Origin of the sequence: Archangium lipolyticum (assembly GCF_024623785.1) — a bacterium.
GTDB lineage: Bacteria > Myxococcota > Myxococcia > Myxococcales > Myxococcaceae > Archangium > Archangium lipolyticum.
This window is the reverse complement of the sequence record NZ_JANKBZ010000043.1, coordinates 24,623-50,945: the sequence shown is the minus strand read 5'-3', so window position 1 is coordinate 50,945 and position 26,323 is coordinate 24,623. Positions and strand designations below refer to the sequence as shown.

The following is a 26,323-nucleotide window of genomic DNA, read 5'->3' as shown; positions in this document are numbered from 1 at the left end:
GTCAGACTCCGGTCTGACGCCCTTTCTTTTTGCCCGCGAAGCGTATGGCGTGTTGCCATGGAGCAGCTCCTGCGCGCGGACGGAACGCTGGACGCGGTGTCGAACGCACACCCGCCTCACCGCCTACGGCGCTCGAGGGCCTGGCGGGCGCTCCCGCCGAGCGCCTCCCGGAGGCGGCTGGCCTCGGCCTCGAAGGCCGCTGCTCCGCGGGGCTCCATCTCCAGGCAGATCTCCAGCGGGCTCCCACTCCCGCGCAGTTCCAGCACCTGGGACAGCAGGCGGTACTCCTCGTCGGGGATGTCCGCGAGGTGCTCGTCGATGTAGTGCTGGCGCCCCTGGTACTCGACCCGGATGAACCCGGCCAGGTGGAGCTCCGTGACCTTCTGCCAGGGGAACGAGCGCGGCAGGGTGGGCGCCCGACCGTGGACGTTCATCTCGAACTGGAGCAGGTGCGACAGATCGAGGCAGAGCTCCACGCCGTCCTCGGCCGAGGCCTGCTCCAGGAAGTGCCAGAGCGAGGGCTGACCGGGCACCCACTCCAGCGGCGGATTCTCCACGCGGAACGGGATGCCACACGCCCGGGCGATGCGGGCCGCGGTGTCCCGGCAGGCCGCCGCCGCCGCGGGCATGCTCGGTGGCCGGGGCCACGTCGAGCCGCGGTGGCCCAGGTACCAGAAGCCCATGTCACTCACGAGGGCGGTCGCACGCAGCTCCCGGGCCAGCCCCGCCAGCGCCTCGCACCACCCATCGGTGGTGCTGTCACCGCCGCCCAGGTTCAGGTCGAGCGGGTGCAGGTTGAGCCGCGCACCCAGCCGCTCCCGCACGGCCCGCACCCACTCGGGCACCCCCCTGGCCACGTGGATGCCGTACTCGACGAAGTCGGTGAGACCCGCCTCGCTCAGGGCGCTCTCGGCGTATTGGTCGCACGCCGCCTCCACGCCGACGCCGATCCTCACGGAGCTCATCGCGAGGCCGACTCCCCGGCGGGCAGGTAGGTCATCTCCACGTCCCCCCCCAAGCTCCGGAAGAGAACGAGGCCCGGCCGCGCCACCGTGCGCTGGACGGGGTAGATGGGGGGGACGCCGAGCAGCCACAGCATCCGTCCCGTGCGGCTCATCGTGGTGTCGGCGAAGCCCGTCAGGTGCTGCAGCGTCTCCAGCACGTCATGGGAGACGAGCGCGAACTCCTTGTCGCCTCGCGACTCGATGCGGAGCACCTCCTTCAGGCGCCCGCGCAGCTCCGGGGACACGCCGCCGCGCAGCGCGGCGGACCACGTCTCGCAGCGCGCCAGGTCCTTGAGCCACTGGGGCTCGGACGTGCCCAGGAAGTAGCGCAGGAAGTTGAGCGCGTGGGGGACGCGGTCCAGGTACGCGCGCTCGTACTCTCCCGCCTCGCAGAAGGGCCGCAGCCCGTCCAGCGAGCGGTAGTGGGACAGGAGCGCGGTGGTGAAGTGCGGGGCCCACGACTCCAGGCTCGCCAGCACCTGGGCCATGAGCCGCACCCACGCCAGGTGCGCTGGGACGTCCGACGCCGGAGGCGGGGTGCGCACGAGCTGCCGGAAGCAGTCCGTGTCCAGAATCTCCTCGCTACCATTCTTCGTGCTCATCTCAGCTTCCTCGCAATCGCGTCGAGTCCCGCGTGCTGCACGTCCGTGGACGCCAGCTCCGCCTCGTAGGTCACCCACTGCATGCCCGGGGACCTGCGTGCCGCCTCGGCCAGCAGCTCCACGCACTCCGGGAGCGGCGGGACGTTGTGGTTGTCGAGCAGGAAGCGTTGTCCTCCGTATTCGACGCTGGAGAGGCCCGCGATGTGCGCCACCCGGAACGCCTCGAAGGGCAGGCGCTCGAAGGCCTCGTGCACTGGCGTGCCGGTGTTGACGCACACGGCATAGAAGTGGCCCACGTCGAAGCAGAGCTTCGCCCCGCGTTCGGCGAGCGCCCGCATGAAGTCGGAGAGGTTCAACTCCCCCACGAAGCTCAGGGAGAAGGGATTCTCGGGGTGCACGGCCATGCCGAGCTCCGCGCCCAGGGCCTCGGCGTTGTGGGCGATGCGGCTCGCGGCCGCCTCGGAGAGCGTACAGGGCCGGAACCAGAGGCTCTCCAGCTCCCGCCCGCCCAGGCGCCAGTAGCCGAAGTCCGTCACGAGGTACTCGGGTCGCACCCCGGCGAGGTCGTTCCGGATGCTCTCCACCTCCGCGGCCACGTCCAGCTCCGCCGGCAGCTCCACCGACACCAGGTGCCGCGTCATCCGCGGGGCATGCCCCAGGGCCCGGATGCGCTCCACCCCCAGGTCCTTCACCGGGGGAAAGTGGCCGCCGTACTCGATGTAGTCGACGCGCGCGTACACCTCCGGGTCGATGTGTCCCCGGTCCGGCATGTAGTCCGAGACGCTGATGCCGAGGGAGATCATCGGCGGGCCTCCTCCCACTCGCGGCGCAGCAGCGCGTAGGGGTACTCGTCGACGAAGGCGCCGTCCTTGAGGATGCTCTCGCGCAGCACCCCCTCGCGCCGGAAGCCGGCACGCTCCAACATCCGCACCGAGCGCGGGTTGGTCGCGTACACCTCGGCGGAGATCCGGTTCAGGCCCAGCTGCGAGAAGCCATGGTCCACCGCGCACCGCACCGCCTCGGTGCCGTACCCCTGACCCCAGTACTGCTTCTCCCCGATGACGAGCCCGAGCTTGCAGCGCTGGTGCTCCCGCTCGATGAGCGCCAGGTGCAGGAACCCGATGAGCTCGTCGGTGTCCGCGCGGTGGATGGCGAAGTGGATGATGTCCTCGCTCTCCTTCATCCACCGCTCCAGCGTGCGCCGCGTCTTCTCCTCGGGGGAGGGCTCCATGCTGTCGGAGCTGAGCTCCAGGATCTCCCGGTCGTTCTTCCACCGGTGGAGGCGCTCGAAGCTCTGGGGGGTATGCGGCCGCAACACCACGCGCCGCGACGTCAAGGTCGTCATCACGGTCCTCCTCGGGGGCCGATCAACTCGTGTACGCAGCGCATCGCGATCTCCGCGGTGTGCCCGTGTTGTGTGTCCGGAGCCAGCTCCGACACGTCGGCGCCCAGCACGTTGCAGTGGCGGCGCAGCCATTCCATGATGCTCAGCAGCTCCCGCGGTGTGAAGCCGAAGGGCTCGCGGCAGCACATGTTGGGAACGAAGGTCGGGTCGAGCACGTCCACGTCGAGGCTCACATACACGTCACGGCCCCGCAGGAAGGCCAGCGCATCCAGACTGGCCGAGCGCAGGATGGTGACGCCGGTCTGGGCCTCATAGGCCTCGTCATGGGTGGTCCAGGAGCGCGCGCCCACGTTCACCACCTGCTCGAAGCGTCCGCTGCGCACCAACGCGCCAATGAAGTTGCCGTTGTGGAGGTCCGGCTGCCGCCGGTCGTCGTGCAGGCCGAGGTCCAGGTGCGCATCGAGGTAGACGTACGTGGTGCGGCGCTCCCGGCACACGCCGAGCGCGTGGGCGTAGCTGACGGTGTGATCACACCCCACCGCCACGGGGACGAAGCCCCGGGCCGCCAGGCCCGCTCCCATCAAGAGTGTCTCCTCCATCACCTGGGCGGGCGAGCCCCGTAGCACGCCCACGTCGGTGGCCCCGGGCCGCTCGCGCCGCGTCCACGGACGCATCCGCGCCGAGGCCGAGCGGATGAAGACGGCGGCCCCCTCGTTGGAGGCACCGAAGCGCCGCGACAGCTCGCTGTCCACCCCGAAGAAGCACGCGGCCCCCCCGGACTGCTCGGGCAGCTCCTCCATGGAACGGACCACCGCCCCGCCGAAGCCGATCAGCTCCTCGGGCTCACCCGGGGACGTCTTCTCATGCTCCCGCATACTCGCCCACGAAGAAGGAGAACGGGGTGCGCTTGCCGGGGATCTCCACCATCAGGTCCGGCTGGGTGCTGTCACGGCGGGCATGGTCCCCTGCCCAGCGGTACGGGAGCTTTAGCACCTTCTGCTCGGCGCTCATCGCGCCCTTGCGCATCTCCAGCTCGAACGCGAGCGATTCCACCTCCGTCTTCAGCGCCTCGAAGCCCTGGGCGAGCTCCGGGGTGAGGTCGGCGCGGACGAACTGCAGGTGGTGCTGGCCATGGTCGTTGGTCGTCTTCCGGTCCGGCAGGATGACGAGGTTGGCCTCCTGCGGCGCGTAGGCGATGGGCGCGTGCGGCGTCAGCCCGAAGGAGTGCACGCCGAGCGACTCGATGTACGGGATGATCTCCTGGAGGCGGGTGAGCGTCTCGGTGATGTGGTGGGGCTTCATCCGGGGGTGGTTGTGGATGAGGTTGGCCTTCACCTTGATGCCGTGCTGCCGGGCCATCTGCATGCACCGGACGATGTCCGCGTACGTGTTGCCCTTCTTCATCCCCTCGAGGACCTCGTCGCAGACGGACTCCACGCCGATGGTCACCAGATCCATGCCGCAGGCGGCCATGGCCTCGAAGTGCTGCGGCTGCGCCTTGGGCTCGGCCCGGACGGAGCACTCCATCCTCACGCCGAGCGCCTTCAGCGTCTCGCCTCCGGCTTTCGCCAGACGCGGGAAGTAGCCCATGGGCACCGCGTCGGAGATGAGATCGATCCGCTTCACCCCGAACCGCTCCACCACGTTGTTCACGTCCTGGAGCACGTGTACCGGGTCCCGGAAGATGGCCGAGATGGTGAAGGGGTTCTGCGAGGCCAGGAAGGGGTAGTCACAGAAGTCGCACTTGCCCCAGTAGCAGCCCTCGGACAACAGCACCGGGAAGATGAGGTCCCCCATGTAGTTGTCCGGCTCGACGATGTCGTAGGCCAGGGGACCGGCGAGCTTCTTCACCCGGCTCGTCTGCGTGGCCGTGTGCTGGATGTTCCCCGCGGCATCCAGGTAGGTGCCGTGCGCCACGCCCTCCACGCCGATGCGGCCCGCCAGGTAGTCCGCCAGCGTGGGGAACTCCTGGTACAGGTTGAACTTGTAGGCGAGGTTGGCGGTGGACTCCCGCAGCAGGAAGCCCAGGTACGGGTCATCGCTCAGCTTGATGGCCGCGCCGCCCAGGATGATCTTCCCCTGGAAGCCGCGCGCGCGCAGGCGTTTGCAGAGCGCGACGATGGTCTCGCACTGGGTGTGGAACAGCGCCGAGAAGGCGATGTGCTCGGGCGACTGGGCGGCGATCTCCTCGGCCAGCACGTCCATGGCCTGGGCCATCAGGCGCGCGCGGAATGCCGGATCCGGCACGGTGTCCGGCGGGTTGATGAACACCTCGTGGGCGCCACCCCAGTCCATGCCCGAGCGCTGCAGGGCGAAGTCCTTGCCCTGGCAGTAGTCGCTGCTGAGGAACGTCAGCAGGCGGCCCACCCGCGTCAGGTCGTCCTGGGAGAGGACCTCCTTGGCGAACTGCTCCTGCACCAGGCGCTTGAGCTCGCCGGTGATCTCCTGGCGCACCTCCGGCCGCAGCAGCCAGCGGAAGAAGCGCACGTTGGCATCGAAGAGCCGGACGTCGACACCGCAGGGACCCAGCGCGTTCTTCAACAGCAGGGGCGCCAGGGGGGGGCCATTCACCATGCTCACCGCATGGGGGGGAACGATGACCAGCAGCCGCGTGGTGCTCATACGCTGTCCTCGGGGATGAACATGGCCAGGGAGTGCTCGACGAGGAAGTCGAGCAGATCCTGCACCTGCTGCGAGACGCCCTGGGTGGCGTCGATGCGCAGCCAGGCCTTCTTGGGGAAGAGTCGCTCCAGGGTCTCGGCCTCCGCGCGCGGCAGGAGGATGACGCGGCCGGTGAGCCCGCTCTGCACCGTCACCTCGTCCCCCTCGGCCATCTGGACGAAGAAGGGGATGATGTGGAAGCGGCCCCACGACAGCTCATACCCCCACTGGGGGATGGGGAAGGGGGCCTTGGGCCGGCGCTCGAAGTACAGCAGGCTGTGCAGCGTCGACGTGGCGCCGAGGAACGGGTAGGGGAAGCCGCGCACCAGCCGCAGCGACTCGCGGTAGTCGTCCTCCGGGTAGCTGTCCACCGGGCGGCGGTGCGTCCAGCGCAGCTCCCACGGGATGGCCGTGTCCCCCGAGGCGTCGTAGTGCACGTCGATGCCGTAGCGCTCGGGCCGCCTGGCGATGTCCGCGCCGGGCGTCAGGCCGAACTTGCCCAGGGCCACCGTGGCCGCCGACTTCAGCAGCGCCCGGGCCGTGTCGAGCGTCGTCTTCGCCTGCCGATGGGTCTCTCCCGGGTGGCCGGTGAAGCCCATGAGCTGCACCGGGATGCCCACGCCAGCGAACGACTCGACGAGGTACTCCAGCCGGTTGACCCGCGTGCCCTTGTTGATGAGATCGAGGACGTCCTGGTCCGTGCTCTCCATGCCGAACGCGGCGCCGAGGCAGCCGGCCTCGGCGAACACCTTCACGTTCTCCAGCTTGAAGGTGGACTCCAGGCGGAAGTCCGCCATCCACTTCACCTTCACGTCGCGCTCGATGAGCTCGCGCGACACCTTGAGCGCGTAGCTGGGCGACAGCACGTCCACTGCGAAGAAGAAGTACTTCACGTACTGGGAGGCCGCGGTCAGGTCCTCGGCGACCTTGGCCGGCGAGCGCGTGCGCCACGGCGAGGTCGGGGTGTTCATCGCCAGGCCGTAGTCACAGAAGGAGCACTTGTTCCAGTAGCAGCCCCGCGTGGGCGAGTAGAGTCCACCAGGCTCCGGCGAGGCATAGAGCGAGTAGTCCCAGAGGCTGTAGTCCGGCGAGGGCAGCTCCTCCACGTTCTCGAAGAAGAAGCGCTCCAGCGGCTTGGGGTCGTGCAGGTCCACGAAGTTGTCGGGCCGTCCGATGTTGGCGCCGTTCTGCGCCTGATCCGCCAGCTTGCAGATGAGTGTCTCGCCCTCGCCCGTGATGAGGGAGTCCATGCCGAACGAGAGGATGTCCAGCTTCTCCACGTCGTCGATGTACTTGTAGAACTTGGCGGCGATGGGCCCGCCGATGGCGACCTTGACGCCCCGCTTGCGCAGCCGGTGGCCCAGCATCAGGCTGTGCTCGAGCTGCGAGATGAAGGGGATGCTCAGCCCCACCAACCCGGGCGCCAGCGAGGCGATCTGGTCCGCGTGGTAGTCGTAGAAGTAGTCGAGCACCTCGACGCCGAAGCCCGCCTCGACCTCGGAGCGGAGCGTGACGAGGTTGATGCGGTCCTCCTCGCTGCCCGGCGGGCTGGCGCTGCTGAAGGTGCGGTAGATGGCCTTGCGCGACAGGAGCGTGAGCATCCGCGGCAGCAGGTTGAGCTCGCGGATGGCCGCCAGGTACGAGGGCAGGTGATGGAAGGACTGCGGATCGCGCAGCGCCTGGAAGGCGGCGCGGAACCGGTCGCCATTCTCCATCAGGCCGGCGAACAGCCGCAGCAGCCGGGCCCGCTCACCGCTCTCCGTGTCCATCCGCCGCAGGCACTCGCGGCGCAACTCCGTCATCACCTCTGGCGACATGACGTAATGCCAGAACTCGATGGCCAGATCCCTGACGGCATAGGAGTGGCCGGAGCGGTTGAGCGCTCCGGCCAGGTACGAATGACTGTGGTACGGCTGGGTGATGTCCGTGGTGCCGCACAGTGTGAGATAGACCGGGGCCTTGCGACGTGCGGAGTCACCCCACCTGTTGGACCAACGCTGCGTCGATGCCTCGAGAACCTCTCTCACCGTGCGGACACTCACTGGACATCACCTTTTTTGATTAGCGGTCGTACTGACGAGCGATCACGGCACCCGGGCGGATCTCCAGGGCCTTGATGACACGGACGTTCTTGCCGGCCTTGAGGTCGGCGCCCTTGAGGAGGTTGTCCAGCGCATCACCGGACAGCTCGGCCGGCTGGGACTGCTCCACCGGGGCCTGCTCGGCCTGCGGCAGCTCGCTGGCCACCGCGGGCAGCGCCAGGCCAGCCACCGCCACCGCCGCGATCGCCGCGGAAGCGCGGGAGACCGGACGGGCCGGGGCCTCGGACTCCTGATTCTGCTTCTCCTGCTCGATTTCCTTCTTCATGTTCATCACTGCCTTCGGGGTGGGTGGGGTGCCGCCGCTGCTCTTCAGAACCTCTCCGGGGTGACAATTATATATCATTTCAAGAAATGACCCTCAACCCGGTGAGACGAGTGAAAAAGGTAATCGCCGGTCAAACACAGACAGACATGCGAGTGCATGCGCGCACACGTCCACCTCGCGCGGGTCGCGCGTCCAGAGGCGAGTCTTCCACCGCGCACCTCACTCCCGCGGGTGCAGCCGGAGCACACCTCGCAGCAGGAGCTCCTCCACCACGGGCCGGCTGCTCTCGGTGGCGATGGCGCTCCAGGCCGGGCGGTTCTTCTTCAAGTAGCGCAGCAATTGATGAACGCCCTCGCTGATCTCCATCGGTGGGAAGAAGTCATCGCCGGGGCAGACGAGCTGGACGCGCTGCTCCTCGGACTCCGGTCCGCTGGTGACCTCGACCCGGAAGTGCAGGCCCTCGGCCAGCCCCACCCGGGCGCGAGCGCACGCTCCGCCGCGCAGGGCCTCGCGCGTGTGGAAGTACTCCTCGACGTGGTGGGCCACGGGGCGCGTGACGGACTCCGCGGTGTCCAGCAGGTGGTAGGAGCCCCGCGTGCCTTCCGGCAGGCGCCTGAGGACGAGGTAGCCGCCGTGGAGGGTGGTGATGCCCACCTCCTGGAAGTGGTCCAGGAGCGCGCGGACATGGGCCCGGCGCTCGCTCGGGGTCCTCAGGTGGCCCGAGTGCCCCTCCGCGTAGCTCGCGATGGGCAGGGCCTTCTCCACGAGGACGAGCACATCGAGTGTCGGTGTGCCCTCGGTCCAGGTGCGGATGCGCTCCTCCAGTCCGTCCAGGTTGATGAGGTCCGTGGTGATGGACAGCATCCCCCCCTCGGTGAGGTGCCGCGGCCCCTCCTGGAAGAGCCGGCGGAGGATGTCCTCTCCCGTGGGCCCGCCATCGCGGTAGAGGAGGCGCGCGACGGAGGGGGGCTGTGGGACGAACGGAGGATTCGCGAGGATGCGGTCGAAGCTGACGCCGCGGACCGGCTCGAAGAGGTCTCCCTGGACGAAGCGTGCGTTGCGGATGCCGTTGAGCGCGGCGTTGAAGCGCGAGAAGCGGACGGCCCGGGGGTTGAGGTCCACCCCGAGCACCTCCTCGCTGTAGCGCGAGGCGACGAGCGCTTGGATGCCGCTGCCGCAGCAGAGGTCGAGCGTGCGCCGGCTCGGCGAACGGGGAGCGGCGTGGCCCAGCCCGACGCTGTCGGCGCCGATGTACATGACGCGATCCGACAGATCCTCGCCCTCGGGCCAGAGGGGCGAGTAGCGGCCGGTGTCCGTCGCGAGCAGCAGCTTCCCGAAACAGAAGAGATGCACCAGGGAGCGCCACCGCTCTCCCGAGGGAACGAGGACGCCGAGCTCCACCAGCAGGTCCACGGAGCCCGGAGACAGCGCCGCCTCCAGCGCGGGCCGCGCGAGTGGGAGGTCGAGCAGGAAGAGACGGACGAGGTCCGCGAGGGGCGTGGCGGGCAGGACCCAGCGATCGTAGTAGTGGAAGTGCTCCGGCCGCAGTGCGAGCAGGTGAGGGAGCCCCAGCAGCGCGGTGACTTGTTCCTCACGGTAGCCGGCGCGGTCCAGTTCGCGCCGCAGTTCCTGGAGCCGCTCCACGGCGCCGGTGGTCTCGGACTCGAATGCCTCGAAGGCGCGACGCCCGAAACGACCCTCGCTCAGTTGGTCCAGTGTCATGTGCGCGCACTTCCTCTGGCTGGGGTGGGCTTGTCTGTGCTTCGCCGGACAGCAAACTTCCCACCTGGGTCTGACATTGCTCGCGACAACCCTGTGGGGCGTGACTCACTGGGAGAACGTGAAAGGGTAGGTAAAGGCAATACAATCCCCATGAGCTCGCGCCTGGGGTCGTCCGGGGAGCGTGAGCGCTCGGTGCATGGGGCCGTGGGGGGCATCGACTCCAGGACACACGCCGGGCCCGGGTGGCGCATTTCGCCCGGAAGAATTCCCGGGCCACGCGCCAACCCCATGTAATCCGGGCACCTCCGGCGTCCGGCGCGGCGAGCGCCTCGTCGAAATCCAGGCCGGTTTCTCGTTTCCATCGCGCGCACGCTCCTTGCTTTCCGGGCGGGCCAACACTCCTTGGAGGAACAAGACATGACTTCCCACTTCACCCTGCCGCAGGAGCGGCTCCATCCGGCCGTGAACGCGCTGGGCTTGGCGCTCCGCCGCGCGCCGACCTGTCGGGCGTGAGCCGGCAGGAGGCGCTGTTCATTTCGGCCGCGCAACACCAGGCCTTCATCGCCGTGAACGAGCAGGGGACCGAGGCGGCCGCCGCCACCGCGATCGTCGGCTCGGTGACGTCCATGCCCGAGCCGTATGTCGTGGACCGCCCCTTCCTCTTCCTCATCGAGGACGTGGAGACGAAGAGCGTGCTCTTCCTCGGTCGCCTCGTGAACCCCTGAGCCGGATCCGCGCGCGCGCCTTCACTCCAGGGTGAAGGACGCGTGCTGGGTAGCCTCGCACGGGACGGTTCCTGTCCTCCGGCGGGTTGCCGCAACCGACCGGATGGCGTTTAGTATCGGCCTGCAAACAACGGGGCCGATCACCATGCACAAAGGGAGCTGTCTCTGCGGCGCTGTGACCTTCGAGGTAGACGGCGAACTGCCCGCGCCGGACGCCTGCCATTGCACCGCATGCCGCAAGCAGTCGGGTCATGTTTTCGTGTCTACGGACGTGCCGCGATCCCGCGTGCGGATCAACGGCGAAGAGCATGTGAGCTGGTACCAGTCGTCGGAGAAGGCGCGCCGCGGATTCTGTGCGGTCTGCGGCTCTTCGCTGTTCTGGGATCCGCTGTTCCGCGACTGGATCGGCCTTGCCATGGGCGCCTTCGACACGCCCACGAACACGCACATCGCCGTGCACGTCTTCGTGGGAGAGAAAGGCGACTATTACGATATCGCCGACGGCGTGCAGCAGTTCGAGCGAGTCCCGCCGATGCCGCATTAGGCCGGCAGTGTGGCTCTCTGCACGCACAGCATATCGGCCTTTCGTCTTTCCGGGCCTCGGGGAATCCCTCCTGGCCAAGGAGATGGGGCCACGGGGCGTGGGCCCCGGGAGCGTGGCACCTCTCAGCGCTGGGCGACCCGGCGCAGCTTCTGCGGCCGGTCCTTCACCAGACTCCTGTACTGGTCGGTGAGGTACCTGGCGAGCAGATCGATGTCCTTGGGCGTGTTCTGCAATTCATTCCACTTGCGTGTGCGGCCATTGCCGAAGTCCCAGGTGCCCGAGGTCCAATGGCAGAGCTTCTCGAGCGGCTGGAGCGCGGCCGCGTACTGCTGGACGGTCGGAGGGCGCGCCGTCTCCATGAGGAGCGCGCTGGCGTCGTCCATGATCAGGCCCATGCTGATGATCCCCGCGCCATGCATGAGCCGCGACTTCTTCGGCGGCTTCCCCCAGGCCTCCTTGAAGACCTGGGAGACCGCCGTCCAGTAGTTGCGCAGCAGCTCCATCATGGGCTCGAGGCCGTCCTCCGTGTTGCCCCGCTTCCGGACCTCGTAGAGCGCGCCATCGATCAGGCTGTGCTCGAGCATCTTGAGGATGGAGTTGTCCTTGATGATGCCCGTGGGATGGGTCGCCGTCTGGATCATCTCCTTCAATGGAGAGCGCTCATCCTGGTTGAGCCGCACCATGAGCTGGGCCGGGAGCCGGCGGCGGCTGAGGGACGAGGGGAGCTGGGCGCGGGTCTGAGGGAGCAGCTCGTACAGGAGCGCCTTGGACAGGGGCTTCGTCGAATTGACGAGCATGAACTGCTCGGCCTGCTGGCCGATGTCGTCGGTGATGAAGGCCGTGACGCAGATGGGGAAGCTGTCGATGGCCGCGTCCCGGATGGCCGCCAGGCGCTGCTGGCCATCCACGATGAAGCCCGGCTTGTCCTCGTCGGGCTGCTCCTCCATCGGAATGATGATGGTGCCCGGCCGCGAGTAGACCTCCTTGGAGGGAGGCTTCGTCTCCGCCGGCTTGAAGCGCACGCGCGAGTCGAAGGCCAGGATGACGGCGTTGGGCACCATCGGTGAGGGGCTCTCGAGGTAGTTGCGGATCTCCTCGATGTGCGCCAGGGCCTCGGGCCGCTGGTAGCCGTGCAGCTGTCCCTCCCTGCGGCTCACGCGCGAGATGGTGGCGAAGCGATGGACCAGCTTCCCGTCCACCGCGAACGAGTACAGCGTCCGGCCCTTGGACTGGCGCACTTCGACGGCGGGAAGCTTCAGTTCTTTCGGCATGTCTCTTCCCTCTCCCTCACCCGTGGGCGCGCGCCTTCGCCCGGCGCGCGCGCGCACCCGTTTCCTCCTGGAAGGGGGAGCCCTCGCCCAGCCCGCGCTCGTGCATCTGGCGGTAGAGCGTCCAGATGTTGTGGAAGCCGCGCCTCCGGTTGCGCTCCGCGCCCCGGAAGAGGATGACGTGGTGTTTCAATTTCCCGCACACCTCGCACGCACAGCGGCGCCAGGGAGCATTCTCGAGCGTCTGCTCGTAGGCGGCGGCGTGGTCGTTTCTCTTCTGCTTCGCGTCCGGGTCGTAGAGCCGCTCGTACTCCAGCAGCACCTCCAGCGTCTGACGGACCGTGCGCCGGCCCTGATCGAACAGACGCATGGACTCCAGGCACTCGCGCTCCAGCTGGCGCGCGCGCTCCTGGGAGACCTGGCCGGCGAAGATCTTCTTCTGCAGGTCGGGGTTGCCTTCGATCTGCGGGATGCGGATGGCCGTGTACTTGTGCCCGTCCAGGTAATAGTTGTCGCGCGCATCCTTGAAGGCCTGCCGCAGCGGGGACGTGCTGTCGAAGGAGGCGATGCCCAGGCGGGAGAACTCCTGGAGGTGCTCGGGGCGCGTCACGCCCAGCAGGTGCAGGCGGGTGCCCGGCTTGCGGACCGCTTGAATCTCCTCCAGGCACAGGCGGATCTCCTGCGTCTTGAGGGGCACCATGCCGCCCAGGGCGATGTAGTCGTAGCCCATCTTCTGGAGCGCCTTCACCGCGGCGGCATACGACTTCGGGCTCCACCCCTGGGCCACCCCGAGCGGCTTGAAGCAATGGCCCCCCGCCTTGTGCTTGCGCAGGAACTCCCGGGCGCGCTCGAGGGTGAGCTGCTGCCGGGCGCGGATGGCGGGCGGGATGACGTCCTCTTCCGCCCCCGGGGCATCCGCGGCGGGGTCGAACTCGAGGATGACGTGGTCGAGCGACACGCCGTAGTGGAAGCGGCAGCTCTCGTAGAAGGCGAGCACCTCGTCGACGGAGTACGGAGGCTCCTCCTCGTCCACGTAGGTGAAGGCGCCGCAGTCGCCCATGATCTCCAGCGGGTAGGAGGCGTTGTCCAGACGGAAGAACCGGGGAGCGCCATCGCGCTGGAGCCTCCGGCGCTGGGACAGGGTGTAGCGACTGCCCAGGACGCCGAAGCCGTCGACGATTCCCTTGGACACCAGCAGGCCGTCGAAGGCGGGCGTGGAGAAGACCTCGTGGGCGTAGAGGTCGTCCCGCTGGCGCTGGCGGGTCATCGAGCGGCGCTCCAGCTCGAAGTCGAAGGAGGGATCGACGAGATCCTGGCTGTCTGGCAGGAAGAACTTCACGCGAGCATCCAGAGGTGGGGAAGGGGCAGCGGGGGGAGGCGGCTCATGGGCGCTCCTGGAGCTCGTGGAAGAGCCGGCGGAAGCGCTGCTGCTCGCAGGCGAGGCCGCTGTCGCGCAGCCGCCGCAGCATGGCGCTCCATGTCCGTTGCTCCGTACGCATCTCCCGCGCGATGAACCGCCGTACCTCGTCGTCCGTCATGGGCGTCCGCTGCAAGCGCGGAGGAGGCGCGCTGCGGTGGATCAGACGCCCGTAATAACCCTGGACCCTGGCGGCGTCCAAATCCGTTACGTCCTCCCTGTGCGCGCGCCTCAGCAGGTCCTTCGCGATCCGGACACTCAGGGCGTTCCGGGTGCCGCCCATGGCGGCCTGGAGCCGGGCGCTCGAGGGGACCCAGTGGGGCGCGAGCACGCCCCGGGAGGTGGGGCCGGGCGCGGAGATGACGAGCAGGTGCTCGGGGCGGTGCAGGGCGCGGGCCGCGAGCGCCAGGTCCTCCTCGAGCGCACCGATATAGGAGGGCGAGGCCACCACCAGGATGCGGGCGTCGGGGGAGGCGCGTGCCAGGTGGTGGAGGAGCCGGGGCTCTCCGGGGGCGGGACCCGCCTCCCGGGCGAGTGCCATCCACCACTGCCGTGACAGGGCTCCGACGGAGTCCTCGTCGTCCCGGGAGAAGGTGGCCGAGTAGGGACGAATGGGAGCATCCGAGGGGATGAGCCCGTAGCCGGCCGAAGCCACCCACAGCCGCGGCCGGAGCCGGGCCTGACGGGCCAGGGAGGGCAGCTCCAGGACGACACGCCAGTGCTCGCCCGCGTACAGGGACTCCGCGGGCAGGGGGGGGTGCGGATGCTCGTGCAGTCGGCTCCACCAGCGCCGGGCCCGGGCGTCGGGCGTCGTCTCGCGCAGCTCCCGCAGGCGCAGCTCCGGGGGGACCGGAGCCCGCTTCCTCTTGGTGCAGCTGGCGATGATATGGAGGTCCGTGCGCATGGGGGGTGGAGTGATGCAAGGTGGGTATACCCAGAAATAAGGGGCGGCGGGTCGATTCAGTGAGTCGGGTGGTCTGGCCCTCGATGATTGACTCTCCAGGTGAAGTCCACGCGCCATGCCCGTGGACCGCACAAGGTGAAGACCGCCAATGTAGTGTGGCCGCATATGACTTGGGAAGTCATATCGCTGGAATGAAGAGATGGCCGCTCGACGGGCGGGCAAGCTACGGAGGGGCGTCCACGACATGGGCTGTGGTGGGCCGCCCGCCATCCGGTACATTCCCGCCTGCCAGGACCCCATCCCGGGGGTCTCCCAGGCAGGAGTTCGGAGTTCCATGACGCCCCAGGTCGAAGAGACGGACGTGCTCATCGCCGGATGCGGCCCGGTGGGTGCGCTGACGGCCAACTTCCTCGGTCTGTATGGGGTGCGGACGCTCGTCCTCGAGCGTGACCTCACCCCCCACAGCCAGCCTCGCGCCATCACCTGTGACGACGAGGCCATGCGCATCTACCAGGCCGTCGGCCTCGCCAACGTCCTGGATGCCCATATGTACGACTGCCCCGAGGTGGAGTTCGTCGGGGGCTCGGGCGAGCTCTTCGCCCGCGTCGTCGCCCAGGGACTCGACTTCGGCTTCGGCTTCCCCGTCCTCCGCTTCTTCAGCCAGCCTTATCTCGAGCAGGTGCTGCGCCAGGGGCTCTCGCGCTTCCCCCACGTCGACTTCCGGCTCGGTCATTGCGTCGAGTCCTACACGCAGGACGCCGAGCGCATCTCGGTCTCCGTCCGCGACCCCCAGGGCGCCGAGCGCATCGTGCGTGCCCGCTACCTCCTGGCCTGTGACGGGGGCCGCAGCGCCGTGCGCCAGCTCGCCGGCATCGACATGGTGGGCTCCACCGACGAGGAGGGCACCATCGCCATCTCCCTCCTCCTGCACGACACGCCTCCGCCCATCAGTCGCATGATCTGCGACCCCTACCGTCACATCTTCGTCACCCGCTGTGCCGGCAACGAGATGCGCATCGAGTGCCGGATCCGCCCGGAGGAGAAGCAGGAGGACCTGCTGCGCCCCGAGCGCATCCGCGAGTTCATCGCCCCCCACGTGGACCCGGATCGCGCCACCATCCTCCGCGCCGCCGCCTACATCACCAACAGCCGCGTGGCCTCGCGCTGGCGGGACGGGCGGATGTTCCTGCTCGGCGATGCCGCCCACCTCATGCCCCCTTTCCTGGGCCAGGGGCTCTGCTCCGGCCTGCGCGACGCCGCCAACCTCTCCTGGAAGCTCGCGGCCGTCCTCCAGGGCCACGCCGATGAGCCGCTCCTCGATTCCTACGAGCAGGAGCGCCGCCCCCACGCGCAGGCGATGATCGAAACCAGCGTGAACCTGGGCAAGGTCATGCTCACGGGCAGCCGCCCGGTCGCGTTCCTGCGCGACAACCTCCTCAAGGCGATCCACCGCATCCCGCGCGCGCAGCGCTTCATCCGCGACTTCGAGTTCAAGCCCCAGCCCCTCATCACCCGCGGCTTCATGCTGGGGGGCTCGCGCGCCCACCGTCAGGCCCCCGAGGGGTCCTACTTCCCGCAGCCCCGCGTGGGCGTTCCGGGGGGAGGGCTGCTGCGGTTGGACGAGCTGCTGGGCCCCGGCTTCTCGGTGGTGGTGCACCCGGATACTCCGGAGGCCTCGCGCCGGGCCGCGCAGGCGCTCGCCGACAGCATTGGCGCCCGCTGCGTGCGCGTCATCCCTCCGCGCTCCGGCGTGGCCGAGCCGGGCGAGGCGGTGGACGTCGAGGGCAAGCTCGACGCGTGGTTCCGCGAGCACAAGGTGGACATCGCCGTCCTCCGCCCGGACCGCTACCTCTTCGGCGCGGTGCGCGGCTCACACCTCAGCTGGCTCACCGCCGCGCTGCGCGGGTGGATCCACGGGCCCCTGCACGGGGAGACACCTCCGTCGCTCGGGTCCGTCCCGGCCTTCCCGTACGCATCGGTGGCTTGACGGCCAGCTCTCCGGGGAATAACCCGCAGTTCCCCTCGTTGAGGGGTGCCTTCGCATAGGGAGAGCGGATGTTCAGACAGAAGTTGCTCGTCACGGGGTTGATGCTGCTGGCCGGTTCGGCCGCGTGCGCCCAGGGTCGCGCCGTGCGGACCGAGACGTCGTCCACCGCCACCGCCGCGCAGAAGCCCGGCGCCAACGTGCGGACGAAGACGCTGAAGAACGGGTTGAAGATCATCGTCTGGTCGGACCCGGACAACCCCAGCATCTCGCTCTTCAACTGGTTCCGCGTGGGCAGCCGCAACGAGCGCCCCGGCATCACCGGCCTGTCCCACTTCTTCGAGCACATGATGTTCAACGGCGCGAAGAAGTACGGCCCCGGTGAGTTCGACCGCGTCATGGAGGCGCACGGCGGCCGCAACAACGCCTACACCTCCGAGGACGTCACCGTGTACATGGACGGGTTCCCGCGCTCGGCGCTGGAGACCATCTTCGACCTGGAGGCGGACCGGCTGCAGTACCTCTCCATCGACCCCAAGGTGGTGGAGAGCGAGCGCGGCGTCGTCTACTCGGAGCGGCGCTCCAGCGTGGACAACAACAACGCCGGCCTGCTCATGGAGCAGGTGCAGTCCACCGCCTTCGTGGCCCACCCGTACCAGATTCCGACCATCGGCTGGCCCTCGGACATCGAGAGCTGGAAGCAGGAGGACCTGGAGCGCTACTTCCGCACCTACTACGCGCCCAACAACGCCACGCTCATCGTGGTGGGGGCCGTCACGCCCGAGGAGATCTTCTCGCTCGCGGAGAAGTACCTGGAGCCCATCCCGGCCCAGCCCGCGCCCGAGCCGGTGCGCACCCAGGAGCCGCCGCAGCAGGGCGAGCGCCGGGTGGTGGTGCGCAAGCTGGCGCAGGCCCCGCTGCTGCAGATGGCCTTCCACGGCTTCAACGCCAGCAACCCCGACGCGCCCGCGCTGGAGCTGCTGGTGCGCATCCTCACGGGGGGGGACTCCTCGCGGCTGCACCGGCGTCTGGTGGAGGAGGAGCAGGTGGCCATCCATGTGGAGGGCTACCGCTCGGCCGGCTTCGACCCGGGCCTCACGTGGCTGCTGGTGGACCTGCCGCCGGGAGGGGACCTCGGCAAGACGGAGACGCTGCTCGACGAGGAGCTCGGCAAGGTGGTGTCCGGCGGCGTCACCGACGCGGAGCTGCGCAAGGCGAAGAACATCGTCGTGGCGGACTTCTGGCGCCACCTGGAGACCAACAGCGGCCGGGCGCAGGCGCTCGGTACCTACGAGGTGTTCCATGGGGACTGGCAGAAGCTCTTCAGCGCGCCCACGCAGTACGAGGCGGTGACGCGCGAGCAGGTGCGCAAGGTGGCCGAGAAGGTGTTCACGAAGAACAACCGCACGGTGGGCGTGCTGGTGCCCGAGGCCGCGGCCGAGGCGAAGAAGGAGGCGGCGCGATGAAGGTGTTCATGGGGAAGGCGGCGCTCGCGGCGCTGCTGGTGGCCTCCAGCGCGGGGGCCCAGGACGCGAAGGCACAGCGCCCGGCGGCTCAGCAGGCCCAGGTGCGGGACGCGGTGAAGCTGCCCAAGGCCACCGTGCTGGAGCTGAAGAACGGCGCGAAGCTGCTCCTGGTGGAGAAGCGCGAGGTGCCGATGGTGTCCTTCAGCGCGAAGGTGCGCGGTGGGGCGCTCGGAGATCCGGAGGGCAAGGAGGGTCTGGCCGCGCTCACCGCCGAGATGCTCCAGAAGGGTGCTGGCTCGCGTGATGCCCGGCAATTCGCCGAGGCGGTGGACAGCGTGGGCGGCTCCATCTCGGTGTCTCCCGGCCGCGAGGGGCTCGACGTCTACGGGCAGTTCATGTCGCGCGACACCGCGCTCATGGTGGAGCTGCTCTCGGACCTGTTGATGCGGCCCCGCTTCGAGCCGGCCGAGCTGGACAAGACGCGCGAGCGCATGGTGTCGGAGCTCGCCGCCGTGAAGGATGGCGACCTGCGCGGCATCATCGGTACCTACTTCCAGGCCTTCCACTTCGGGACGCACCCGTACGGCCGTCCGGTGGGCGGCAGCGAGGCCTCGCTGGCCACGCTCAAGCGCGAGGACGTGCTGGCGTACGCCAAGGCGCACCTGGGCGGTGACCGGCTCATCCTCTCGGTGGTGGGCGACATCGACGCGAAGAAGCTCGCGAAGCAGTTGGAGGCGGCGCTCGGTGGCTGGGCGCGCGCGTCCACGCCGGCCCCGGTGGCCCCGCCCACCCAGGCGACGAAGGGCCGGCGCGTGCTGCTGGTGGACAAGCCCGACGCCACGCAGACCTACTTCTGGGCCGGCAACACCGGTATCGCGCGCACGGACCCCGCTCGCGTGGACGTGGCCCTGGCCAACACGGTGCTCGGTGGCCGCTTCACCTCGCTGCTCAACACGGCGCTGCGCATCAAGTCCGGCCTCTCCTACGGCGCCGGTTCGCTGGTGATGCGCGACACGCAGCCGGGCGCGTTCGCCGTCTCCTCGTATACGAAGACGGAGTCCACCGGGAAGGCGTTGGACCTGGCGCTGGAGGTGCTCGCGAGCTACCGCCAGAAGGGCATGGATGACGCGATGCTCGCCTCCGCCAGGGAGTACATGATGGGGCAGTTCCCGCCCACCCTGGAGACGAGCCTGCAGATCGCCAGCAAGCTGTCCGAGCTCGCCTTCTACGGGCTCGACGCGAGCGACGTGGACGACTTCGCCGCCCAGGTGGCCAGCTCGGACAAGGCCCGCATCCAGGCCGCCATCCAGCGCGTGGTGCCCTCCGGGGACGACCTCACCGTGGTGCTCATCGGCAAGGCCGCGGACATCCGTGACGTGGCCCGCAAGTACGGCACCGTCACCGAGATGAGCATCACCGACCCGCACTTCGCTCCCCGGGCCGCTGTGAAGAAGTAGACACCCCTCCAGCGCCCGCCTCCCAGACCCGCCCCCGTCAGATGACGGGGGCGCACTGGGAGTCGTTTGACATCCATGAGGAGCACGGTCTTCCATGATGTCATGCGAAACGAGCTATTCACGATTTGTACTGTGGCGCTGGTGTCCTCCGCGTGTGGCGGCGAGCTGCCCGCCGATGAGGGCACGGGGGCGGGTGAGGCGCTCTCGACTCGGGAGCAGGCCGCCTATTCGGGCGTGAACGGGACGTACTGTCTCGAGAGCCCGTACAACTGCAAGCTGCAGGAGTCCGGCGGCAATCGCGTCCCCACCAATGATCCCGCCGACGACAACTGGGGCCTGGTGACGGGCGTTCCCATCCGTGACGGCAACGGCACCGTGGTGGGCACCAACACCCGGACGAGCGCCGCCTTCAACTACGGTCAGACGCGCACCTTCGCCGGCGAGCTCCATGCGTTCGCGGTGTCGACCTCCAACTCGAGCGCCGGGTGGCTGCCGATGTCGGCCATCCTGGGGCGGACGTCCTTCGAGCAGAAGGTTGGCCACGTCTCGGCACTGGGCGCGGGCCTGTCCAAGATGGCCTGCTACGCCGTGCGCAACTGGCACGACACCAACCTCGAGGTGAAGAAGGTGGTCTACGACTCCACGTCGAGCAACGAGCGCGCGGGCGACTACCTGCCCCTGGTGCGTGCCAATGGCCGGCGCTCGGCCAACCTCGCCTTCAATGTGCCGGGCTTCGGTCTGGGTGGCCCGGCGGTGGACCACTGGCCGGCGGGCACGAAGTTCCAGCGCCTGGACGTGCCGACCGACAACGGCGCTCCGTCTATCGACATCCCGCTCTGGGTCCAGGACAGCACGGGCCGCTACCGCCAGCAGTCGGGGACGATGAAGTTCATCTACGGCTACGTCATCGCCGCCACCGGCACCAAGCGCAACGGCTGGATGGCGTACGACGCGCTCGAGGTGAGCTCCGGTTGTCCTTGAGCCGCTGACGCAACCGGCTCTTGAGTCCGGGGTCCGCTACTTCGGCAGTGCCGCGTAGCGGGCCATGCACTTCTGGTAGCGCCTGTTCACCGACTGCGCGAACCACGCCGTGGAGCGCTCCGAGCTCATCTTCGGGCTGCGGATGACCACCGTGGGCAGCTGCGCGTAGGCTGGTGTCTCGTTCGTGACCTCCTGGTACGCCCGCTTGATGGCGTTCCAGGTGTCCGTCTCCTCGAAGGCGAGCTCCTTCTCCAGCAGCGCGTCCTTGCGCACGCGGCGCTCGCTCAGGTCATCCGAGGCGTATCTCTCCCGGAAGGCGAGCAGCGCCTTGAGCGAGTTGCTGTCCTGGTCCAGGGGCTCGCCCTGCTTGTCATAGGCGAGCAGGTCTCCATCCGGGACCAGGTTGATGCCAGTGAGGCGGCTCACCTGCGCCTGCACCGCCGCGTTGCGCGAGGCGTAGAAGCCCGCGTTGTAGTCCGCGAAGCGGTAGATGGGGTCGTCGTAGTGGGCCTCGTAGCCGAGCAGCCGCGCCGTGCCGTAGTAGACGCCGCCGCCGCGCGTGTAGAGCTCCTCACGCACCCGCTGCATCGCCTGCTCGTCCCCGCCGGCCAGGTCCGCCGAGAACTTCACGCTCACCTGCATGGAGCCGGCGGTGGTGATGGGGTTGAGGTCCTCCAACCGCGTGGACTTGAAGAGCGTGCTCGCCAGCTGCGCCGCAGCGTACGACTTCGGGTACTCCGTCTCGTAGTACTCCAGCATCTCACGGAAGATGCGGTCCAGGTCCCGCTCCGTCCTCACCTGCTTGAGACGCTGCTCGAACGTCTGTCTCTGGCCCGGGGCCTTGCCCTCGAGCAGTGCCTTCACCGCGGGCGGCCCCAGGGGACCCAGCTTGTCCGCGTAGGCGTCCAGTTTCTGCTGGACGATGCGCGCCAGTCCCGCCACGGGCGGGTTGGACTCGAAGCCGGACTCCTGCTCGATGACGGCCAGCACCGAGCACACCGCCTCCGCCGAGGGGTACATCCGGTGCGCCTCCAGCGCGGCCATCACGTCCTCCGCCCAGCCCTCCCGATCCTTCTCGTCCGGGGGAATGAGCTTCGCCGCCTGCTCCACGGTGACGCGCGGTGGGAGCGGGGGCTCCGCGGGACGCACGTTGCGGGCGCACGCGGCCAGGAGCGCGAGCAGTCCCAGCGCCAGCACGCCCGGAGCCCGGTGGAAGAATCGCGAGACGAATGCTCTCGAGCCAACATTTGCAGCCGTTGAAGCGGAAAAAATCCTGGAAACCATCGGAGCCTCTCGAGTGCGGTCTACACGGCTCGAGCATGCCGTGCACTCTCGAATGTTGAGAGGGCGAATCGGTGGTGGGTCACACACACGTCGATACCCACTACGACGAGCCGGGCGACACGTACAACTGCTACGCTTGCTCCTCCACTCCGTAGTCCCGACGTACAGGATGGGTGAATGGCGGGCGGTCCTTTTCATGGGGGGACCGCCCGTCGTCTTTTCCTCAGCGCCGCAGCTCGATGTCGCGCGCGAGGCTCTCTCCGCCGCCCACGAGGTCGAACGAGGCACGCACGGGAGTGCCCTCGGTGATGCGCTTGAGGGGAATGTGGCGGCCCCGGCGCAGGCCCCGGCTGCGGCCGTCGATGCGCAGCTCGTAGACGTTGCCCTCGTTGTCGCTCACCTCGATGGAGCCGGGCCGCACGCGCTTCACCCGCCCGTCCACGGTGCCGCTGGCGATGATGACCTCCTCGACGGGATCTGAGGCGGAGACGCCCGTGTTGCCAGCACGCGCGGCCTCGGCGGCCTCTCGGAACCAGGCTCGCTCCTCGTCATCCTCCGAGGTTGCACGGACGGTTCGACGCTCCGGCCACTCCCAGGATTCGGAGTCCGTCTCCAGCAGCCGTGAAGGAGGTTGCTCCTCGTCCGTCACCTGGGTGGTGGCGATGGGGAGCGAGGACGGCGCGGCCTCGCGGGCCACGGCGGTGGGGGGCGTGGACTCTGGCAGCTCGACGACGTCGAGGGTCTTCTGGCTGGGACGGGATTCGGCCGGGGCGGGCACCGCCATCTCCGGCCCCGCTGGCTTCCGGCAGCCCGCCGAGCAGAGGACGCACCACCCCACCAGCCCCAACCCCATCGCCCATCTGACCATCCCACGCTCCCGGTGCTCGCCCGCCGGGGGAAGGTGGGGTGCCGGGGTTGGAGCGGCAAGCGTGGCTCAGCGCACCGGCCCACCGACCCGGGCCTGGATGTTCTGGAACTCACTGCTGACGATGGCTTCCTGCCCACCACCGTAACCACGCGACTCGATGAGGGAGCTCACCTCGCGCGCGCGTGCGCCGGGGTTCGGGTGGGTGGCGAAGAAGGAGCTCACGAAGTTGGGCCTGGAGCCCTGCAGCTTGTCGAGCTTGCCGAAGAAGCGAGCCATCGCGGCCGGGTCGTAGCCGGATTGATCCAGGTACAGCAGGCCTCGTTTGTCCGCCTCGCTCTCCATGCCGCGGGTGTACGCGGCGAGGTAGCCCTGGGCGGCGATGGCGCTGCCGAGCTGGGCGAGGGCGTGCGGGTTGTCGCCGAGCAGGAGTTGCTGCAGGGTGCCCAGTCCCACCTGGCTGGCGAGTTGCTGGCGGGCATGACCGGAGGTGACGTGGGCGACCTCATGGCCGAGCACGGCCGCGAGCTCGGCCTCGTTGCTGGCCGCGCGAAGGAGGCCCGAGTAGACGAAGATGTGGCCACCGGGCAGGGCGAAGGCGTTGACGTTGTCGGGCGCGTCGATGACGGTGAAGTGGAAGTCGAACGGCCGCTCCTGCCTGGGCGCCTGGGAGACGAGGCGCTGTCCAAGGGCGTTCACGTAGCTCTGCACCTGGGGGTCGTCGAGGACCTTCTCCTGTTGCCTCACCTGGGCGGCGAGCTGGCTTCCCAGCCGCATCTCGTCCTGGGGAGACAGGACGAGCTCGCCGATGGCGCGGGTAGCGGGGCGGGTGGCGGAGGCGAGGGAGGCGCAGCCCGATCCGAGCAGCAGCCCCAACAGAGCGGCGGAGAGGATGAGGGGTCTCATGTGTCTCCAGATGGACACTGGACCCAGGAGAGACCAAGTGGCGCCCGTCGGTTCCCCTGCACACGGAGCAACCGACCGAGCCCCCGTGCATATCCCCTCTCCCTCTGGGAGAGGGCTAGGGTGAGGGTATAGGGCCTACCGTGAGCGCGAGGGCCACGGCGCGCACATGCGTGCGAACCAACTCCCGAGCCGCGGTGAGCTCCTCCAAAGTCCGGGGCGCATACCCGAGGCACAGCACCACCTCATCCTCTGGTGCGGCGCGAGCACCGAGCGCGGCGTAGTCGAGGTTGCGCGAAACGGGCTCACCCTCGGTGTCGGGGGTAAACCGGCCGAACACGGCGGCGTGTGAGCCGCGGCCGGGAGCGGTCTCCTTCAAGGAGAAGAGCTGGCGCACGGCCTCGAGCGCGTCGCCGTTGGCGATGAGGGCGTCAGGGTCCACGGGCCCGGCCAGCTCCCACTCCAGCAGGCGCAGACACCCCCGGACGAGCTCCACGTCGGTGATGACGAGCCCGTACAGGTACCAGTCCGCGCATGCTGCCTGGACGAGCCGGGCCTGTGCATCCGAGAGCCAGGTGAAGGAGGGGCAGGTGAAGGTCTCGCAGATGTCGGCGCGGTAGACGCCGCAGTCGCGCAGGTCCGCGCCGCCCGTCACCTTGGGGTGGCCGAGGCAGCCCACGCGTGTGCGCTCCGCGTCGAGGAAGCCCAGCAGGGGGCAGACGCGCACGGCGGGGAAGAGGGGAGGCGTCGTGGCGTGGCGGGCCTCCAGCAGGCCGCGAGCGGCGGAGCGCCAGGCCTCGGGCTCCTGGGGGAGCGGGCGGAAGGTGTCGGTCTGCGTGGAGAGGCGCTCGGTGAGCGTGGCGCGCGAGTGGTCGCGGAAGTTGTAGAGGCCGCAGCAGGCTCCGCAGGAGGCGCCACGGCCGGGCTGGCACAGGTGGAACGAGACGGACATGTCAGAACCACTCGGGCTGCATCCGCGTGTACGAGTCCTCCCCCGAGCGGCACAGCGAGACCAGGGTCGACACCCGGGGCAGCTCCGTGTGCAGCCAGTACTGTGCCGCGGCCAGCTTGCCCTCGTAGAAGCCGCGGTCGCCGCCGCCGCGAGCGATGCCCTCTTGAGCCGCCGCCGCCTGCGCCAGCCATCGCCACGCCACCGCCAGGATGGAGAACAGCTCCATGTAGTGCGCGCTGTGGCGCAGCATGCGCTCCACCTCGCCCGCCATGCCCGCGGCGCCCAGGTCCATCGTCAGCTCGGCCACCTGCTGCATGGCCTTGCTCAGCGCATCACCCCAGGCCGGGTCCACGCCCGCCCGGCGCGCCCGCTCCACCGTGGCCTCCACCTCCTCGGCGAACGCCTGCATCGCCGCGCCGCCCGCCGCCATCGCCTTGCGCCCCAGCAGGTCCAAACCCTGGATGCCCGTGGTGCCCTCGTGGATGCTGTTGAGCTTCTGATCTCTCAGCCACGCCTCCGGCAGGTACTCGGTCGAGTAGCCGTAGCCGCCGTGCACCTGCACCGCGAGCGTGTTGGCCTCGAAGCCCTTCTCCGCGGGGAAGGTCTTGGCCAGCGGCACGAGCAGATCCAACAGCAGCCCCGCGCGCTTGCGCTCCTCCTCCGTCTTCCCGTGCTCCGCCACGTCCGCCTGCCACGAGGCGGTTGCCAGCAGCGACAGGCCGCCCTCCACGATGGCCTTCTGCCGCAGCAGCATCCGCCGTACGTCCGCGTGCTCGATGATGGGGTGCTGCGGCCGGGTCGCGTCCTTCTCCCAGGAGGGGCGCCCCTGGGGACGGTTCCGCGCGTACGCCAGCGCCTCGTGGTACGCCACCGAGGCCGTCGCCACGCCGTTGAGGCCCACCATGATGCGTGCCTCGTTCATCATCTGGAACATCTGGGACAAGCCCCTGCCCGGCTCGCCCAGAATCCACCCGCGGCAGTCCCCGCCCTCGCCGTAGTTGAGCGCGATGCTGGGGATGCCCTTCCAACCAATCTTGTGGATGGCTCCCGCCACCCGCACGTCGTTGTCCACCAGCCGGCCCCCCTCGGGCCGGCGCGCCGGCACCGCGAAGAGCGACAGGCCCCGTGTTCCCGGCGGCGAGCCCTCGATGCGCGCCAGCGTGAGGTGCACCACGTTCTCCGTGAAGTCCTGGTCCCCGCCGCTGATGAAGATCTTCGAGCCGGTGATGAGGTACGTGCCATCCGCGGCGGGCGTGGCCCGGGTGCGCACGTCCGCGAGGCTGCTGCCCGCCTGGGGCTCGGTGAGGGCCATCGTGCCCGTCCACTCGCCCTGGTACATGCGCGACATGAACGTGTCCTTGAGCCAGGGGCTGCCGAAGGCCTCGATGAGGTGCGCCGCGCCGGTGGTGAGGCCGACGAAGCCGTAGGCGCTCAGGTTGCCCGCCATCAGGTACGCCGAGGCCAGCGAGTACACCGTGAGCGGCAGCTGCTGGCCTCCCACCTCGGCGGGCCGCGTGGCCGACAGCAGGCCCAGCTCGACCAGTTGGGGGTACAGCTTGCGCATCAGTGGGTGGACGTGGACACGGCCATCGCGGAACACCGGCGGCTCGGCGTCCATGAGGCGATACGTGGGGAAGAGCACGTCCCGCGCGAAGCGGCGCGTGCTGTCCAGGAAGAGCGTGAACGTCTCGCGCGAGTGGTCCGCGAAGGCCGGGAGCTTGCAGAGCGATTCCGTGTCCAGCACCTCGTAGAGCTGGAAGTCCACGTCGCGATCGGAGAGCAGCGGGTTCGAGGCGGGGGCGGTCATGGGGAAGAGTTATGCCATGGAGGCGCGGCGTGCAGGAGGGTGGACGCTCAGGAAGCGGACAGATT

23 protein-coding genes are annotated in these 26,323 nt (G+C 68.9%); 6 read left to right on the top strand and 17 right to left on the bottom strand.

What is annotated here, in order from left to right:
• Positions 1–116 precede the first annotated feature (116 nt).
• From NR810_RS47135 to NR810_RS47095, 9 genes are all read right to left on the bottom strand, one after another.
• Positions 117–965, bottom strand: a complete 849-nt coding sequence (locus NR810_RS47135) for a DUF692 domain-containing protein (RefSeq protein WP_257462336.1) — start codon at positions 963–965, stop codon at positions 117–119.
• Positions 962–1,606 carry a hypothetical protein gene (locus tag NR810_RS47130; protein WP_257462334.1) on the bottom strand — a complete coding sequence of 215 codons (645 nt, stop codon included), beginning with the start codon at positions 1,604–1,606 and terminating at the stop codon, positions 962–964. The genes NR810_RS47135 and NR810_RS47130 overlap by 4 nt, the downstream gene beginning before the upstream one ends.
• The gene (locus tag NR810_RS47125) at positions 1,603–2,409 is read right to left on the bottom strand and encodes a multinuclear nonheme iron-dependent oxidase (protein ID WP_257462332.1); all 807 of its coding nucleotides are present in this window, start codon (positions 2,407–2,409) and stop codon (positions 1,603–1,605) included. Before NR810_RS47125 ends, NR810_RS47130 begins: the two co-directional genes overlap by 4 nt.
• A complete protein-coding gene (locus tag NR810_RS47120) occupies positions 2,406–2,951 on the bottom strand; it encodes a GNAT family N-acetyltransferase (RefSeq protein ID WP_257462330.1) in 546 nt (181 codons plus the stop codon). The genes NR810_RS47125 and NR810_RS47120 overlap by 4 nt, the downstream gene beginning before the upstream one ends.
• Complete coding sequence (locus NR810_RS47115) at positions 2,951–3,826, bottom strand: arginase family protein (RefSeq protein WP_257462328.1); 876 nt, start codon at positions 3,824–3,826, stop codon at positions 2,951–2,953. The genes NR810_RS47120 and NR810_RS47115 overlap by 1 nt, the downstream gene beginning before the upstream one ends.
• Positions 3,813–5,573 carry a B12-binding domain-containing radical SAM protein gene (locus NR810_RS47110; RefSeq protein WP_257462326.1) on the bottom strand — a complete coding sequence of 587 codons (1,761 nt, stop codon included), beginning with the start codon at positions 5,571–5,573 and terminating at the stop codon, positions 3,813–3,815. Before NR810_RS47110 ends, NR810_RS47115 begins: the two co-directional genes overlap by 14 nt.
• Positions 5,570–7,639, bottom strand: a complete 2,070-nt coding sequence (locus tag NR810_RS52705) for a B12-binding domain-containing radical SAM protein (RefSeq protein ID WP_257462323.1) — start codon at positions 7,637–7,639, stop codon at positions 5,570–5,572. Before NR810_RS52705 ends, NR810_RS47110 begins: the two co-directional genes overlap by 4 nt.
• Positions 7,640–7,673: 34 nt before the next feature.
• Positions 7,674–7,979, bottom strand: coding sequence for a hypothetical protein (locus NR810_RS47100; RefSeq protein WP_257462322.1), 306 nt, complete (start codon positions 7,977–7,979; stop codon positions 7,674–7,676).
• Between the two features lie 219 nt (positions 7,980–8,198).
• Positions 8,199–9,701: a methyltransferase gene (locus NR810_RS47095; RefSeq protein WP_257462320.1), complete on the bottom strand. Its 1,503-nt coding sequence runs from the start codon at positions 9,699–9,701 to the stop codon at positions 8,199–8,201.
• A 509-nt stretch (positions 9,702–10,210) separates the two neighbouring features.
• Here NR810_RS47095 and NR810_RS47090 point away from each other — a divergent pair.
• The gene (locus tag NR810_RS47090) at positions 10,211–10,426 is read left to right on the top strand and encodes a serpin family protein (RefSeq protein ID WP_257462318.1); all 216 of its coding nucleotides are present in this window, start codon (positions 10,211–10,213) and stop codon (positions 10,424–10,426) included.
• 103 nt (positions 10,427–10,529) lie between these two features.
• A complete protein-coding gene (locus NR810_RS47085; protein ID WP_257462316.1) occupies positions 10,530–10,970 on the top strand; it encodes a GFA family protein in 441 nt (146 codons plus the stop codon).
• A gap of 122 nt (positions 10,971–11,092) precedes the next feature.
• On the opposite strand, the gene dbpB is transcribed toward NR810_RS47085, so the two are convergent.
• The 3 genes from dbpB to NR810_RS47070 are packed head-to-tail and all read right to left on the bottom strand — an operon-like array spanning position 11,093 to position 14,559.
• Complete coding sequence (gene dbpB / locus NR810_RS47080) at positions 11,093–12,241, bottom strand: DGQHR domain-containing protein DpdB (protein ID WP_257462314.1); 1,149 nt, start codon at positions 12,239–12,241, stop codon at positions 11,093–11,095.
• Positions 12,242–12,257: 16 nt separating this feature from the next.
• Entirely contained in the window at positions 12,258–13,577 is a 1,320-nt protein-coding gene (gene dpdA / locus NR810_RS47075; RefSeq protein WP_257462313.1) for a tRNA-guanine transglycosylase DpdA, read from the bottom strand.
• A 43-nt stretch (positions 13,578–13,620) separates the two neighbouring features.
• Complete coding sequence (locus tag NR810_RS47070) at positions 13,621–14,559, bottom strand: hypothetical protein (protein ID WP_257462311.1); 939 nt, start codon at positions 14,557–14,559, stop codon at positions 13,621–13,623.
• Between the two features lie 334 nt (positions 14,560–14,893).
• On the opposite strand from NR810_RS47070, the gene mhpA reads away from it, so the two are divergent.
• The 4 genes from mhpA to NR810_RS47050 all read left to right on the top strand — a co-directional run bounded on the left by mhpA (position 14,894) and on the right by NR810_RS47050 (position 20,447).
• Positions 14,894–16,546 carry a bifunctional 3-(3-hydroxy-phenyl)propionate/3-hydroxycinnamic acid hydroxylase MhpA gene (mhpA, locus tag NR810_RS47065; RefSeq protein ID WP_257462309.1) on the top strand — a complete coding sequence of 551 codons (1,653 nt, stop codon included), beginning with the start codon at positions 14,894–14,896 and terminating at the stop codon, positions 16,544–16,546.
• Positions 16,547–16,614: 68 nt separating this feature from the next.
• A complete protein-coding gene (locus NR810_RS47060) occupies positions 16,615–18,009 on the top strand; it encodes a M16 family metallopeptidase (protein ID WP_257462307.1) in 1,395 nt (464 codons plus the stop codon).
• Positions 18,006–19,466: a M16 family metallopeptidase gene (locus NR810_RS47055; protein ID WP_257462305.1), complete on the top strand. Its 1,461-nt coding sequence runs from the start codon at positions 18,006–18,008 to the stop codon at positions 19,464–19,466. Before NR810_RS47060 ends, NR810_RS47055 begins: the two co-directional genes overlap by 4 nt.
• Positions 19,467–19,568: 102 nt before the next feature.
• Positions 19,569–20,447 carry a hypothetical protein gene (locus NR810_RS47050; RefSeq protein ID WP_257462304.1) on the top strand — a complete coding sequence of 293 codons (879 nt, stop codon included), beginning with the start codon at positions 19,569–19,571 and terminating at the stop codon, positions 20,445–20,447.
• A gap of 36 nt (positions 20,448–20,483) precedes the next feature.
• Here the strand turns inward: NR810_RS47050 and NR810_RS47045 are convergent, their stop codons facing one another.
• From NR810_RS47045 to NR810_RS47025, 5 genes are all read right to left on the bottom strand, one after another.
• Complete coding sequence (locus NR810_RS47045; RefSeq protein WP_257462303.1) at positions 20,484–21,644, bottom strand: DUF1615 domain-containing protein; 1,161 nt, start codon at positions 21,642–21,644, stop codon at positions 20,484–20,486.
• Positions 21,645–21,954: 310 nt separating this feature from the next.
• Positions 21,955–22,599: a hypothetical protein gene (locus NR810_RS47040; RefSeq protein WP_257462302.1), complete on the bottom strand. Its 645-nt coding sequence runs from the start codon at positions 22,597–22,599 to the stop codon at positions 21,955–21,957.
• 66 nt (positions 22,600–22,665) lie between these two features.
• Positions 22,666–23,502, bottom strand: coding sequence for a M48 family metallopeptidase (locus NR810_RS47035; protein ID WP_257462301.1), 837 nt, complete (start codon positions 23,500–23,502; stop codon positions 22,666–22,668).
• 115 nt (positions 23,503–23,617) lie between these two features.
• Positions 23,618–24,451, bottom strand: a complete 834-nt coding sequence (locus NR810_RS47030; protein ID WP_257462300.1) for a hypothetical protein — start codon at positions 24,449–24,451, stop codon at positions 23,618–23,620.
• A 1-nt stretch (position 24,452) separates the two neighbouring features.
• A complete protein-coding gene (locus NR810_RS47025) occupies positions 24,453–26,258 on the bottom strand; it encodes an acyl-CoA dehydrogenase (RefSeq protein WP_257462298.1) in 1,806 nt (601 codons plus the stop codon).
• Positions 26,259–26,323: the final 65 nt, after the last annotated feature.

What these genes read in the sequence shown, in the direction of transcription:
- dbpB (WP_257462314.1), bottom strand. Translation starts at nt 12,241, where the DNA reads ATGCCGAAAGAACTGAAGCTTCCCGCCGTCGAAGTGCGCCAGTCCAAG.
- NR810_RS47070 (WP_257462311.1), bottom strand. Translation starts at nt 14,559, where the DNA reads ATGCGCACGGACCTCCATATCATCGCCAGCTGCACCAAGAGGAAGCGG.
- mhpA (WP_257462309.1), top strand. Translation starts at nt 14,894, where the DNA reads ATGACGCCCCAGGTCGAAGAGACGGACGTGCTCATCGCCGGATGCGGC.
- NR810_RS47050 (WP_257462304.1), top strand. Translation starts at nt 19,569, where the DNA reads ATGCGAAACGAGCTATTCACGATTTGTACTGTGGCGCTGGTGTCCTCC.
- NR810_RS47035 (WP_257462301.1), bottom strand. Translation starts at nt 23,502, where the DNA reads ATGAGACCCCTCATCCTCTCCGCCGCTCTGTTGGGGCTGCTGCTCGGA.
- NR810_RS47040 (WP_257462302.1), bottom strand. Translation starts at nt 22,599, where the DNA reads ATGGTCAGATGGGCGATGGGGTTGGGGCTGGTGGGGTGGTGCGTCCTC.
- NR810_RS47100 (WP_257462322.1), bottom strand. Translation starts at nt 7,979, where the DNA reads ATGAAGAAGGAAATCGAGCAGGAGAAGCAGAATCAGGAGTCCGAGGCC.
- NR810_RS47085 (WP_257462316.1), top strand. Translation starts at nt 10,530, where the DNA reads ATGGCGTTTAGTATCGGCCTGCAAACAACGGGGCCGATCACCATGCAC.
- NR810_RS47125 (WP_257462332.1), bottom strand. Translation starts at nt 2,409, where the DNA reads ATGATCTCCCTCGGCATCAGCGTCTCGGACTACATGCCGGACCGGGGA.
- NR810_RS47120 (WP_257462330.1), bottom strand. Translation starts at nt 2,951, where the DNA reads ATGACGACCTTGACGTCGCGGCGCGTGGTGTTGCGGCCGCATACCCCC.
- NR810_RS47030 (WP_257462300.1), bottom strand. Translation starts at nt 24,451, where the DNA reads ATGTCCGTCTCGTTCCACCTGTGCCAGCCCGGCCGTGGCGCCTCCTGC.
- NR810_RS47095 (WP_257462320.1), bottom strand. Translation starts at nt 9,701, where the DNA reads ATGACACTGGACCAACTGAGCGAGGGTCGTTTCGGGCGTCGCGCCTTC.
- NR810_RS47060 (WP_257462307.1), top strand. Translation starts at nt 16,615, where the DNA reads ATGTTCAGACAGAAGTTGCTCGTCACGGGGTTGATGCTGCTGGCCGGT.
- NR810_RS47115 (WP_257462328.1), bottom strand. Translation starts at nt 3,826, where the DNA reads ATGCGGGAGCATGAGAAGACGTCCCCGGGTGAGCCCGAGGAGCTGATC.
- NR810_RS47055 (WP_257462305.1), top strand. Translation starts at nt 18,006, where the DNA reads ATGAAGGTGTTCATGGGGAAGGCGGCGCTCGCGGCGCTGCTGGTGGCC.
- NR810_RS47135 (WP_257462336.1), bottom strand. Translation starts at nt 965, where the DNA reads ATGAGCTCCGTGAGGATCGGCGTCGGCGTGGAGGCGGCGTGCGACCAA.
- NR810_RS47130 (WP_257462334.1), bottom strand. Translation starts at nt 1,606, where the DNA reads ATGAGCACGAAGAATGGTAGCGAGGAGATTCTGGACACGGACTGCTTC.
- NR810_RS47025 (WP_257462298.1), bottom strand. Translation starts at nt 26,258, where the DNA reads ATGACCGCCCCCGCCTCGAACCCGCTGCTCTCCGATCGCGACGTGGAC.
- NR810_RS47110 (WP_257462326.1), bottom strand. Translation starts at nt 5,573, where the DNA reads ATGAGCACCACGCGGCTGCTGGTCATCGTTCCCCCCCATGCGGTGAGC.